The organism is Desulforhopalus glucosivorans, from assembly GCF_054397165.1.
In genome coordinates, this window is the sequence record NZ_AP044854.1 from 2,579,444 (window position 1) to 2,592,521 (window position 13,078).

The window sequence follows — 13,078 nt, forward strand, 5'->3', positions numbered from 1 at the left end:
TGGGGACAATAATTTTACCCCATCCATTTTTCAACCAGTAGAAAAGCAAACGGTATTCATCAACAGAATACATTTTACAACCTCAGGAGGTTAATATGTTTTGTAATCAATGCGAGCAAACAGCTAAAGGTACCGGCTGCACCCAGATCGGCGTATGTGGAAAGTCCGGTGATGTCGCTGCACTTCAAGATCTTCTCACCTATGCAGTCCAAGGCTTATCTCTTGTAGCTGTCGAGGCACGTAAGGTAAACATCGTAGACAAAGATGTTGACACCTTTTCACTCCAGGCTATTTTTGCATGTCTTACAAATGTTGATTTTGATCCACTTCGTTTCCAAAGCTGGATTAACAAATCTGTTGAACTACGCGAAGGCCTTAAAACAAAAGTTGCCGCAGCCGGTGGCAATGTTAATATCGCCAATGGTGCAGCAAGCTATTCTCCTGCTGATTCTGTTGCTGGTCTGGTCGCTGAAGGTGAAGCCTTAGACTTCATGAACAAGCTTGATGAAAACGAAGATTTACGTTCTCTAAAGCAAATTACTGTGTATGGCCTTCGGGGTTTAGCTGCCTACGCCGATCACGCGTCCATTCTCGGTAAAGAAGATGATTCAATTTACGTATATATCCACGAGACTATGGCAGCACTTGCTACTGGCGGGCAAGACCTTGGCGCCCTCGTCGCACTGGTACTCAAATGTGGAGAAGTAAACATCAAAGCGATGGAACTTCTCGACGCTGGAAATACCGAGACCTATGGACACCCTACCCCAACTGAAGTTCCACTTGGCGCTAAAGCTGGTAAGGCTATCCTTATCACAGGTCACGACCTTAAAGATCTGGAACTCCTCCTCAAGCAGACCGATGGTAAAGGAATTAACATCTACACCCATGGTGAGATGCTTCCATGTCACGCATATCCAGAGCTAAAAAAATACAGCCATTTCTATGGACACTTTGGGACGGCATGGCAAAACCAGGCCAAAGAATTTCCAGAATTCCCAGGTGCAATCCTTTTCACCACCAACTGTATTCAAAAACCTGCAGAGTCTTATAAGGCTAACGTCTTTACAACCGGTCTTGTTGGTTGGCCAGATCTCGTACACATTGGCGATGACAAAGATTTCACTCCTGTAATTGAGAAGGCACTTTCTTTGCCCGGTTTTACTGAAGATACAGATAAGGGTTCGGTACTTTCCGGATTTGCAAGAAATACAGTTCTTGGTGTAGCTGACAAAGTTATTGATGCAGTTAAAGCAAAAGATATCAGACACTTCTTCCTCGTTGGAGGTTGTGACGGTGCCAAGCCTGGTCGTAACTACTATACTGACTTTGTTGAGCAGGTACCTAAGGACTGTATGGTACTCACCCTGGCCTGTGGTAAATTTAGATTTTTTGATAAGAATCTTGGCGACATCGGTGGTATTCCAAGACTCCTCGATGTGGGACAGTGTAACGATGCCTACTCCGCGATTCAAATTGCAGTGGCACTTGCTGGAGCCTTTGATTGTGGAGTGAATGATCTGCCACTCTCCATGGTTCTTTCATGGTACGAGCAGAAAGCTGTGGTTATCCTTCTGAGCTTATTTAGCTTGGGGATTAAGGACATCCGTCTTGGGCCCTCCCTGCCAGCATTTATTTCTCCAAATGTACTTGATGTACTGGTTGAAAATTTTGACTGCAAGCCAATCGCAGAGACCGCTCAGCAGGATCTTGATACCATCCTCGCATAACCCTGCTTAAACAAGATAATACAGTAAAGTAACGCTTTATGCGTCACTGAGTAAAAAGAAGGCAGTGTACCCCGGGTACACTGCCTTTTCTTTTTCCCTTTCTACAATGATTTTGTCTCCTAGTGAAAACAGCTCTACACATTGTTTTCAAAGTCACTGAATAAAAAGTGAAAGAACTTGACCCAAATCAAAGAAAATCCCTGTAAAGAGACTATCATATAAGGACACTAACGAAGTAAACCACGATTGCTGGTGTGACCATTATTACTTAAATATGGCCAACACCCGACTCAACATACAGGAGATAACAATATGAAAGCTGTACGAAAAATTATTCAAATTGACGAAGAACTTTGTGACGGATGTGGACAGTGCGTACCTGATTGTGCAGAAGGTTCTCTTAAAATTATTGATGGAAAAGCCAGACTTGTGGCTGATAAACTCTGTGATGGTCTTGGGGCGTGCCTAGGTTCATGCCCAACCGGAGCCCTGCAGATTATAGAAAGAAATGCGGATGAGTTTGATGAGGAAGCTGTAGAAAAATACCTCGCTGAAGAAAAGAAAAAGCTGGAGTCAGCTGCACCTGCCACTATGGATTGTGGTTGTGCGTCAACCCATATCCAATCTTTTAAACCCGCTGAGCCCAAAGCTGGAGCTTCTCCTTGTCAATCGGCCAATATTCCGACCATTAACGCGAAGCAGACGAAAAGTGACTCAGAGTTAACACACTGGCCTGTACAAATCCGCCTGGTTCCTGCCCATGCACCATTCTTACAGAATTCTAACCTGCTTGTTGCAGCCGACTGTACCGCTGTTGCTGTGAAAAACTTCCAGGAGAACTACTTAAAAGATAAAACTGTAATGATGGGATGTCCTAAATTTGACGATGCCGATAGCTACGTTGAAAAATTTGCCGATGTACTTGCAACCGCAAATCTAAAAAGCCTGACGGTACTCATCATGGAAGTTCCATGTTGCTCTGCCATGAAGGTTATCATTAAAAAAGCAATTGAAAAGTCAGGAATCACTCTGCCAGTGGAGGAGATTACCATCTCCACCCGTGGACAGGAAGTCGCTCGTCAAAGCTGGTAAATTCATACCGCTTTTCCATAGCAATTACCGTGCTATGGAAAAGCGTTTACCATTTCAGATGGATTTCATTTTGTATTTCTGCTACCCGTACGCCAAGGGGGTGGAGGAGTTGGAACAGAGGTCTGCCAAAATAGAAGAGTTCTTCATTGAGCTTTAGGTCAAAGTCCTTTATTATCCTGGTCCTGAAACGTAGATCATGACGAACTCGTTTTTCAACATCCTTTTTTTCTGCAGCCGACAGTGTACGGTAGTTTTTTTGCAAATATTCCAAGTCATCACAGGGACATATTCTTTCATGTTCTGCAATGATTGGAATCATGGGGTGTTCCTCCCCAATTATCAGACCTCTATTCAGGGTGTCTTTTTCAACGAGAGCTAAAATCTCTTCAGTGTCCCAACATTCTAGAGCCTTGCATGCCTGCGGTCGATTTTCATAAATAGTGCACCCCTGATCTCTGCAATAATAGATACAATTCCACTGTTGACCAGTACCAATCAACTTAACGAGCTCAACACCTATACCCTGAACCTCATCAGTTTTGGGATTGTGGGCCAGCTCTCCTTTACGTAGGGTGATCAGTGATGAAATGGGAATCTGACCACTGCGGATGAGTTCCATATCCTGAAAATGCAGGGCAGGACCTCCCTGCTCACAGCATTTCCCACACTGTTTGCACTGATTCATCGTTGTATGCATAGTCTCCTAACCCCGGTTGGCAGAAAAAGATACGCCGGGATACATGGCTTTAATCTCTTGACCCTTAAGATGTGTCGCCACATTATTGTTATCGGATTGAGTCAGAAAAATTCTTTTTTCTTTATAACACGCTTTCAACACACTCACCCACTAGCCTCAATATTATCACTCTCACATGGTGGAAAGCAGACGAAATTTCTGGCTGTGTAACAACTTCAACACCTTATCGGGCTTGAGACTATTAACCCGCATATAGATTTTTGCCACGTCTTTTTTTGTATCTATATGCATAAGCCCCCTGAGTACGACATTATTGGCAGCACAAAGAGTAGACAACTCCGAAAAAATATTCTCACGGCCATCATCCTCTATCACAAAACAGAAACTACCATTTTCAAAGGAGCCGAACAGACTCCCATAGGCTGAAGTGAGATCCAGAAGCGAAAAGAGGCCAAGTACCTTGCCATCCTCATCAACCACGGGAATAGCACCGACTTTATCCCGCTCAAATATTACAAGGGCATCTTCAAGACGACCATCGATTGTCAGCGTTGAACATTCAGTGGTCATGATATCTTCAGCGGTACTTTGCTGCACCCTATCAAAAGCCAGAACAGCCTCTTCTTTAGTCGTAACAGATGAGGGATAAGCAGAACGAAGATCGCGATCAGTTAAAATTCCAATTAAACGATCGTTTTTGTCTATAACCGGAAGATGTCTAATCTGGTATTCCGCCAGGATTTTCCTTGCCTCAGGAAGCGAAGTAAGTCCTGAGACTGTAATTGGACTTGACGTCATATATTCGGATATATACATTTCACCTCCTACCGGGTTAAACCGGACTAACTATTGATCTTGCACAACAGGGATAGAGATACGTCCTCCTTGGTAACATTGTATCACACAACTATATGCATGATGAAGACAACTGTGAAAAACATTGTGTAATTATATTATTCCTGATTATACAATAAGCGCCTCCCGGAAAAAGAAGCTGGTTGTTTAAAATGAGCACTTTATGTAAAATATAATTATATAGATCCTTGTAGGCGTTGTACCTCAATACTTCTCAACTTTAGCCATCTTTCATGCTCATTACACTTTATAAATCTTCACTTTGTCCGCGGTGTTATCTTGCCAAGAAAAGTTTGCTCACACTTACACAGAAAAATCCAGAGATCCAGATCGAGGAAGTGGATATTCTAACATCCCCGGCAACTGCATGGCGCGATGGTATCAAAATGATCCCTGCCATTAAAATTGACGAAGCAGTACTCTCATCTCTTTATCTCAGTCCTCGAAAAATTGAAGACTTTGTTTCCAGCTGTTTAACCCGCAAAAAACTATAATCTCTCACGTGAAATCTTTTCTTCGTCATTCAATAGGTTATCTGGACGCAGTCTCCTGGATTTTGGTTTGTGTGTTTTTCTGCGGCAGCGCTTTAATTTTCAAGGGCAATCTGCTTCTATCTACAGCTGGCGCCTTAGGGGTTATAGTAGAAATGTTTTTCATAGCTGTCTCCATAGAGATAGTTATTGAATGTCTTAAAAATACAAAAGGAATTGGTACGCTTACCGGGTTTATCACCAACGGCCCGGAAACTGTTTGCCTTATTGTAGGGCTTGTTGTCGGAGATATTATTTTTGCGGCCTCTACCCCTCTAGGTTCAAACTTCATGAACCCAGTGCTTTTGGTTATTGCGGCCCTCATACTCGTGCAGGGTAAAGCAATAATGTCTCAGGACAGAAGCTACACCCTTATCACCATAGCAAGCACGACTCTTTTAGCTGGAAGTTTTTTCTTTCTGGACGCGGCATACTACCCGATATGGCTAATAGCCTCCGCCATTGTAACAGTTCCCCTATTTTTTCTGCGACCGTCTGAAGAAGCCAATAAAGAAGATGAGGAACATTCTTTCTCTCCTTCATTATGGCTCTTCCCTGCCATCACCTGTCTCACCGTTGCAGGGTATTACCTTGACCCTGTGGTATCATATGCAGCAGAGCACTCTAAGGCACCAAAGGGGGTCATCGGCTTTGTGGTTCTTGCAACACTAACGAGCTGGCCCGAATTCAAATCATGTCTTGCACTACTCAAACGCAAACAGATTCTTGCAGCAATTTTAAACATCACTGTCTCAAATATTACTAATATCTGGCTCGCAGTAATAGGTATAGCAACGTATCTCTTGGTTAAATAAAAGGAATTGTCCCTTGATATAAAGGAAACCGCATCTATATGAGTGGATATAAAAGAAGGAATTTTTTTATAAAAAAAGCTTTTCAGGCAAAACTACTGTTTGGATATTTTTTCTTTGTCATAAGCGGGGGGCTTTTTTTTATCGTTCTCATGGGCTTTTTCACCACCGATAGCATGACTATTTCATACAGCAGTAACGATCTTGAGATGGTTCATACGCCAATTGCATTACTCAAACAATCAATAGTCAACACCTGGCCGTACCTCCTTGTCGGTTCACTTTTTCTTGCCGTTGTTGCAATACACGTCACCCACCGAGTTGCTGGCCCCCTGTATAGATTTGAACAGACACTTGACAGTATGCTCACAGGTAACCTGGGTGATAGTATAAGTTTGCGCTCAAAAGACGAAGGTAAAGAATTAGCAGCCAAAATCAACACCTTTAATTCCGATCTTTCAATGTCTATCCATAGGGTTCAATTCGAATCCAATGCCATTAAAACCCTTCTGGAGGAGGCCCATAGGAAAGCGAGTCTGCTTCCAGAAGACAAGAGAGAAGACCTCCAAAGTATCCTCTGGAGTATAGATGAAAAAAACAAAAAGATTGCTCTAGTGGGAAAACGATACAGTGCAAAAGTCTAGATCATGTGACAAGGGTACATTTTAAAACAATATCCATATTTTCATTTTTTTGTACAACTGTTCCAAGTCAGGTTAAACCGTCGCTGAGCCTCTCATTGTCCACGAAGTACGCGAAGAGCTTGTTTTGATTTCTCATCGTCTGGGTCGAGAAGAAGGACCTGTTCATACTCTTCAATCGCCCGATATTCGACACCTTCCTTCCTGTAATAATCACCAAGTAAACGGTGAAATATGACCTCAGCAGGCAACAGTGTAATAGCTCTTCGAATGACCAGTACCGCCATATCCTCTCTTTTTTGCCGCAGATAATATCCATGGACATCCAAAAACCATTGAGGGTCTACAAACCTACTTTCCCCAACTACTTCCAATGCCCCTGCGTAATAAAAATCAGCACTATATAATAGGTTATTTGTCTCACTTGATTTTGCCAACTCCAACCATAATTCAACACTTTGTGGAAGTATTTGTCTAAGTTCTGCCCGTGTCACCATATTGCTTTGCATAAATGATAACCAACTCTGGACATCGGTACCCCCGGGTACAATGGCCTCTTTTATTAAAGCAAGAGCATCTTCTCGCTTACCATGGTTAAAAAGCCACTCACCATATCGTTGGGCCATAACTGCATTTTGCGGTGCCCGTCTATACCCCAGCTCAAGTAACTCAAGCCGTTCAGAATTTTCTTTATCACCGATAAGGGCAAGCTGCTGAAACACCTGGCCGTTCATAATGTTTTTAAACCCTGACCTCAGCAAATATTCCCCTGCATTTTTCTCATATTCCAGTGCTAACTCTAGTAAACCGAGCCTATATGAATAAACACTTTCCAGTGGATCAAAAAATACCCCAGCTAAGAGAGTATCCTGCTCCACGGTATACTGAACTGAAGAAAGTAGTGTATCTTCTAAGACAGATGGAATGTTTTTATTAAGATAGTCTGCATACCAGCGCCCCCCGTAAAACAGGATTGATGAAATGAAGATCAGAAAAGTAAAGATTGTGAGCACCCAGCGAAAGACAGATCGAGCCTCTGTACAATAAGATATCGGCTCAAAATATTGAAACCTGCAGTTCACAGCCGCAACAGTACCCCCCATATACCCTGCAAGGTAAAACCCAGAAGCTCCACCATAAAACTCTGGAAAGAGAAAAGAGTGCAGGAGTAACGCAATACATCCTGAAATAGAGCCTATACCGATGAGGGTAACAAATCGGTCACCACGTTTTTTCACCATCCGGAAGACCAATAGTAAAAAAGAGAACAGGAACCATGTCAGTAAAGCTATACCAGTGCAACCAGTCTCAAGAAAAAGACGCATAACGATCGGCTGCACTGTTAATCCATCTGCTCCTATGGGACCTGCAAGATAATGATATATGAAATCATAGGAGCCAAGGCCAGTACCTAAAAGAGGAAATGACTGTATCATTTCAAGTGATGTCCGTAATATATCCGCTGGCATGGACACCACTGCAGAAGTTTCCAGTCCTCTTTGTATTGAGTAGATCCCAGTATCATCAAACAGCCCTGCAACCAGACTTCCCACAACCAGAAGGATCAATAGAACCCAGGGGCGAATAGTTCCGGTAAACTTAAAAGCGTACAGCACCAGAAAAAGTGTTGCTGTTATATAGATACTAAAAACAGCGCCCCACTCTACGGCAACAAAGAGTGCAAGCATCATCACCACAAAACAGCAAAAGTAAAAAACATGAAAGTGAAAGGCGGGCTCTTTGTACAATACTCGCAGTGCAATCAGAGGAGAGACATTTTCGATTTCTACCGGCTTATAATAGAGAAACAGGCCAAAAGTTATTGGCAATAGTAGCCACATTACCCCCACAAATTGGAATAAATATGGTTCAGGAGAAAAAAGGTTTGCAACTATAGACCACGCTCCAAGCATTGTCAGAACTGCAATAGTCTGTGCAATATGTATCTTTATGGTGTCTCGGTGTGAAAATAGCTGCTGTACGAGAATATAGGTAGCAGCGTATCCACAATACCTGAAAAATTCATGCAAGGTTCTACCTGGTACTATTGCTAGAGATATCCATTTATCCTGTGACGCTTGTTCCAGCAGAGGTTTATACAATTGATAGGTATTTGGTGATATTGCCTCTACGATAAGAGGCGGAAGCGGGATGAGCTGAATAAGCAGCAACAGAAGGAACAGACAGAGAGGAACCAGGCCAACAACATTAAAGAAATCGTAACGCCTAGAAACTATTCCGATGAGATAGATTAATAAAGCAAAAGTAGTGAGAAAACTCGCACCCTCCAGAGGCAACTGATCAGTAGCACCATAAAAATACGGCGTAAACACCAGATAGAGAATGAGCAGGATTCCAGACACTCTTTTCATTGTACCAACAAGCATATTTAAAGTTTCTCACCCGGAAGTAGGTCACACTCTTGCGAAAAGTTCAACCACTATCCCATAAGTTTACCACAAAGAGTCTCTAAAACAGAACAGCCTGGCAACTAAAGAACCACAGGAAACATTGAGCAGTACAATATCGAACTGAATACGCCCATAAAAAAAGCTCCAATGACGGGGGACGTCATTGGAGCAGCCAAGGTTGAGCTATTTGTGTGCAGAATTATTCCTTCACGTCAAGTAAGTTAAGTCTATTCAAGCTACTGAGCACCGCCTTAATTGATGCAATAATGATATCTGTATCAATTCCTGTACCCCAGCATTTTCGGCCATCAGGACGTTGAATTTCAATATAGGCCGCAGCCTTTGCACTAGAACCTCCATCTATGGCATGTTCGTGATAATGCAATAGTTTGAAATCCCCTGTAATATGTTGTTTTAAGGCAGAACAAAATGCATCCAGAGGCCCGTTACCCGAGGCCGTAATGGGACGCCCTTCACCATTAACATCAATTGTAGCCTCGACATCTGCCTTAGACTCTGTAACATCTGCATTGACATGTCTTTTCACTACATGGAAATCTTTGAGGCTGTATGGACTGCTCAGTTCAAGATAGGCATCCTCAAAGGCTGCAAATATTTCTGTATGTTGCAGTTCCCTGCCCTCTTTTTCAGTAACTTTCTGAACAACTCTGCCAAATTCAGGATGCATCGCCTTTGGCATCTTAAATCCAAAGTCTTTTTCCATGATATATGCTACGCCACCTTTACCGGACTGACTGTTGATCCTGATAATAGACTCATAGGAGCGCCCCACATCAGTTGGGTCGATCGGTAGGTATGGAACTTCCCAAAGCTCCCCTTCAGCCAGATCATATGCATGCATACCCTTATTAATAGCATCCTGATGGGAGCCTGAAAAAGCGGTATAGACAAGTTCTCCAGCGTATGGATGTCTTGGATGTATAGGCAGACGACAAACCCGCTCATAAACGTCAATGAGTGTATTGATATTTGAAATATCGAGACTTGGATCGACTCCCTGGGTGAACATATTCAAAGCCAGGGTAACAATATCCACATTACCAGTCCGCTCACCATTACCAAAAAGAGTTCCTTCAACCCGGTCACCACCAGCCATAAGTGCCATTTCTGTTGCGGCAACAGCACAACCTCGATCATTATGGGCGTGTAAGCTGATTATGACACTATCCCTTGATGAGATATTATTACAAAACCACTCAATCTGATCGGCATAGATATTGGGAGATGACAACTCAACCGTTGCGGGCAGATTGATTATTAATTTATCATCAGGAGTGGGTTCTAATACCTCCATCACCGCCTCACAAATTTCAAGCGAGAAGTCCAGCTCTGTCCCGGTAAAACTTTCCGGCGAATATTCATATCTGAACTTTGTTTCAGGATATTTTTTTTCTTCTTCTTTGAGTAACTCCGCTCCATGAACAGCCAGTTCTATTATCTCTTTTTTACTCATCTGAAAAACTGTTCTACGCTGAAGAGTCGATGTCGAATTGTACAAATGAACAACCGCTTCCTTAGCTCCAGCCAAAGACTCGTAGGTTTTCCTGATCAGGTGCTCCCTTGCCTGGGTGAGCACCTGGATGAGAACACCTTCAGGGATAAGGTTTTTCTCAATAAGATGTCTGGTAAATTCAAACTCCACCTCAGATGCTGATGGAAAACCTACCTCAATCTCTTTAAAGCCCATTCCAACCAAGAGGTCAAACATTTCCAGTTTTTTGGCTAGACTCATCGGCTGAATCAGTGCCTGATTCCCATCTCGAAGATCAACACTGCACCAGGTTGGAGCTTTTTCTATCTGCTTGTTCGGCCATTGCCGATCTGCAAGCTCTATACGAGGATATGCTTGGTATTTTTGAATTTTGTCCTTCATTACTATCTCCTTTTGGCTAAACAGTAGTCAAATCTACAAAAAAAAAGGCCACGGTGTTTACACCGTGGCCTTTTATGGAATGTCTTAATTTTCTACAACAAACTAGGACGCCTCCTCATTAACCACGGTCTTGGTCAACGTGTCATCTAGAAGCAGAAGCAGTAGCGAGTTTGTGTTTGTCATAAGAATCATCAAGTATTGATTAAGTTTGAGATAAATCTACATCGAATAATACCCTTGTCAAGATTGTTTTGCCCTCTAACGCTAATATAGATGAAAATAGATGGTTTTATACCTGACTCAACAAGTACAATAAACTTTACAGCTATTTTTTCCCTCACCACACTTCTCTCTGGTCGATCTATACAAATGGTGTCAACATATGCCTTCAAAGTCTTTGTTGGTTGACAGAAGCACAGTTCACAGATATATTTTCTGCTTGCTTCATAGTCGTTAGTACCTTGTTCCAGAGAAGATATTTGTTACTGTACGTAATGGATACGGAAACAGGAGGTTGTTAACGGTCTGTGGCCTACAAAACAACAGGCCACAAACTACCAATAACTTTTGAGGTACAAACGTATCCCGGCTTTACTTGCCGTTCGCCGGAGTTAGACTATTCAATTTGTTCTTTGCTACGAAGAAGAACTTTCTCAATCATTATAAGGAAAGAGACTGATGGGGAAAATTAGTGGATCCCAGGCCATCGTCCAGTGCCTCAAAGAAGAAGGTATAAAAACTATTTTTGGTTATCCTGGAGGTGCAGTTATTGACCTTTATGATGCCTTAATGGACTCAGATATAGAAAATGTTCTTGTTCGCCATGAGCAAGGAGCTGTCCATGCAGCCGATGGACTGGCACGAGTGACCGGAGAAGTGGGGGTAGCTCTACTCACCTCAGGCCCAGGTGCAACCAATGGTGTCACTGGTATAGCCACAGCTTATATGGATTCTATTCCAATGGTTATCCTCACAGGTCAAGTTCCCCGTGCCCTTATCGGTAACGACGCCTTTCAGGAGGTGGATATTGTCGGCATCAGCAGACCATGCACCAAGCATAACTACCTGGTCAGTGAGCTTGACGAGCTGGTCCCAACCCTTCGTGAAGCTTTCCATATTGCGAGATCTGGACGACCTGGTCCAGTGCTTGTGGATCTTCCTAAAGACCTTGTTGCAAGCCAGATGACATATCCTCCCAAGAAAGATGTCAAATTATCCAGCTACCAACCAACCTACAAGCCTCATCCGGTCCAGATAGAAAAGGCGTGCAAGAAAATCATGAAGGCCAAGAAGCCGGTTCTTTATGTAGGCGGAGGTGTTATTCTATCGGATTCAGCAAAAGAACTCACTGAACTTGCCATCAAACTTAATATTCCGGTTACCATGACTCTTATGGGGCTTGGTGCATTTCCCGGCACCCATGAACTCTCAATGGGGATGCTTGGAATGCACGGTACATATACCGCTAATATGGCTGTTGCTGAGTGTGATCTTCTTATTGCCGTTGGTGCCAGATTTGACGACCGGGTTACTGGAAAACTTGAAGATTTTGCAGCTAAATCTGAGAAAATACACATTGATATTGATCCCACTTCAATCAGTAAAAATGTTAAAGTCGATGTCCCCATTGTCTCCGATTGCAAAAACGCTCTTGCGGCTTTAAACGCCTGGTTTGATACAAAATCTGACATAGACCTATCTGCTGAAGCCGAAAGACATATCCCCTGGTTTAATCTCATCAGAGAGTGGACAGTCAAACACCCGCTATCATATGACGAAGACACTTCCATTATCAAACCTCAGTTTGTTATTGAAACACTCCACAAACATACCAATGGTGAGGCGATAATTACCACCGAAGTAGGACAGAATCAAATGTGGGCAGCCCAGTTTTACAAATTTGACTACCATCGTCACTTTGTTACCTCCGGCGGCCTTGGCACCATGGGCTTTGGTTTGCCTGCTGCCATTGGAGCTCAGATGGCCTACCCTGACAAGACGGTTATCGATATTGCAGGCGACGGTTCTATTCAAATGAATATTCAAGAACTCGCAACCGCAAAACAGTATAACTGTCCTGTGAAAATTGCGATCCTCAACAACAGTTACCTCGGGATGGTCCGGCAATGGCAGGAACTCTTCTACGATAAACGCTATGCATCAACCACCATGGATGTTGCTCCTGATTTTGTTGATCTTGCCAAGGCCTATGGGGCAGTTGGCCTAAGAGCTACAACTAAAGATGAGGTAGAGCCGGTTATTGTAGAGGCTCTTGCAACAGACAATGTTGTTATAATGGATTTTAAGATTGAAAAAGAAGAAGGTGTGTACCCAATGGTGCCTGCTGGTAAAGCAAACACAGAAATGTTGCTTGTTTGATATTTTTCACTGATTCAATATACACTTAGCTAGGATC

Annotated in this window: 10 protein-coding genes; 6 read left to right on the top strand and 4 right to left on the bottom strand. The window is 43.0% G+C overall.

The window, feature by feature from the left end:
• Positions 1–95 precede the first annotated feature (95 nt).
• Both hcp and ACX6CI_RS11180 read left to right on the top strand, forming a co-directional pair.
• Positions 96–1,730, top strand: coding sequence for a hydroxylamine reductase (gene hcp, locus ACX6CI_RS11175; RefSeq protein ID WP_458778235.1), 1,635 nt, complete (start codon positions 96–98; stop codon positions 1,728–1,730).
• Between the two features lie 312 nt (positions 1,731–2,042).
• Positions 2,043–2,822: an ATP-binding protein gene (locus tag ACX6CI_RS11180; RefSeq protein WP_458778236.1), complete on the top strand. Its 780-nt coding sequence runs from the start codon at positions 2,043–2,045 to the stop codon at positions 2,820–2,822.
• Between the two features lie 46 nt (positions 2,823–2,868).
• On the opposite strand, the gene ACX6CI_RS11185 is transcribed toward ACX6CI_RS11180, so the two are convergent.
• Complete coding sequence (locus ACX6CI_RS11185; RefSeq protein WP_458778237.1) at positions 2,869–3,519, bottom strand: YkgJ family cysteine cluster protein; 651 nt, start codon at positions 3,517–3,519, stop codon at positions 2,869–2,871.
• A 171-nt stretch (positions 3,520–3,690) separates the two neighbouring features.
• Positions 3,691–4,335 carry a CBS domain-containing protein gene (locus ACX6CI_RS11190; protein ID WP_458778238.1) on the bottom strand — a complete coding sequence of 215 codons (645 nt, stop codon included), beginning with the start codon at positions 4,333–4,335 and terminating at the stop codon, positions 3,691–3,693.
• A gap of 332 nt (positions 4,336–4,667) precedes the next feature.
• Here ACX6CI_RS11190 and ACX6CI_RS11195 point away from each other — a divergent pair, with 332 nt between their 5' ends.
• The 3 genes from ACX6CI_RS11195 to ACX6CI_RS11205 all read left to right on the top strand — a co-directional run bounded on the left by ACX6CI_RS11195 (position 4,668) and on the right by ACX6CI_RS11205 (position 6,360).
• A complete protein-coding gene (locus tag ACX6CI_RS11195; protein WP_458778239.1) occupies positions 4,668–4,868 on the top strand; it encodes a hypothetical protein in 201 nt (66 codons plus the stop codon).
• Between the two features lie 152 nt (positions 4,869–5,020).
• Positions 5,021–5,719, top strand: a complete 699-nt coding sequence (locus ACX6CI_RS11200) for a sodium:proton exchanger (protein WP_458778240.1) — start codon at positions 5,021–5,023, stop codon at positions 5,717–5,719.
• Between the two features lie 38 nt (positions 5,720–5,757).
• Positions 5,758–6,360 carry a hypothetical protein gene (locus ACX6CI_RS11205; RefSeq protein ID WP_458778241.1) on the top strand — a complete coding sequence of 201 codons (603 nt, stop codon included), beginning with the start codon at positions 5,758–5,760 and terminating at the stop codon, positions 6,358–6,360.
• Between the two features lie 92 nt (positions 6,361–6,452).
• Here the strand turns inward: ACX6CI_RS11205 and ACX6CI_RS11210 are convergent, their stop codons facing one another.
• On the bottom strand, positions 6,453–8,729 hold the full coding sequence (locus tag ACX6CI_RS11210; protein ID WP_458778242.1) for a hypothetical protein: 2,277 nt from the start codon (positions 8,727–8,729) through the stop codon (positions 6,453–6,455).
• 238 nt (positions 8,730–8,967) lie between these two features.
• The gene (gene leuA / locus ACX6CI_RS11215) at positions 8,968–10,662 is read right to left on the bottom strand and encodes a 2-isopropylmalate synthase (protein WP_458778243.1); all 1,695 of its coding nucleotides are present in this window, start codon (positions 10,660–10,662) and stop codon (positions 8,968–8,970) included.
• Positions 10,663–11,340: 678 nt separating this feature from the next.
• Here leuA and ilvB point away from each other — a divergent pair.
• Positions 11,341–13,041: a biosynthetic-type acetolactate synthase large subunit gene (ilvB, locus tag ACX6CI_RS11220; RefSeq protein WP_458778244.1), complete on the top strand. Its 1,701-nt coding sequence runs from the start codon at positions 11,341–11,343 to the stop codon at positions 13,039–13,041.
• Positions 13,042–13,078: the final 37 nt, after the last annotated feature.

Excerpts from the sequence above, each read along its gene's own strand:
- hcp (WP_458778235.1), top strand. The coding sequence starts at position 96 with ATGTTTTGTAATCAATGCGAGCAAACAGCTAAAGGTACCGGCTGCACC.
- ACX6CI_RS11180 (WP_458778236.1), top strand. The coding sequence starts at position 2,043 with ATGAAAGCTGTACGAAAAATTATTCAAATTGACGAAGAACTTTGTGAC.
- ACX6CI_RS11185 (WP_458778237.1), bottom strand. The coding sequence starts at position 3,519 with ATGCATACAACGATGAATCAGTGCAAACAGTGTGGGAAATGCTGTGAG.
- ACX6CI_RS11190 (WP_458778238.1), bottom strand. The coding sequence starts at position 4,335 with ATGTATATATCCGAATATATGACGTCAAGTCCAATTACAGTCTCAGGA.
- ACX6CI_RS11200 (WP_458778240.1), top strand. The coding sequence starts at position 5,021 with ATGTTTTTCATAGCTGTCTCCATAGAGATAGTTATTGAATGTCTTAAA.
- ACX6CI_RS11205 (WP_458778241.1), top strand. The coding sequence starts at position 5,758 with ATGAGTGGATATAAAAGAAGGAATTTTTTTATAAAAAAAGCTTTTCAG.
- ACX6CI_RS11210 (WP_458778242.1), bottom strand. The coding sequence starts at position 8,729 with ATGAAAAGAGTGTCTGGAATCCTGCTCATTCTCTATCTGGTGTTTACG.
- leuA (WP_458778243.1), bottom strand. The coding sequence starts at position 10,662 with ATGAAGGACAAAATTCAAAAATACCAAGCATATCCTCGTATAGAGCTT.
- ilvB (WP_458778244.1), top strand. The coding sequence starts at position 11,341 with ATGGGGAAAATTAGTGGATCCCAGGCCATCGTCCAGTGCCTCAAAGAA.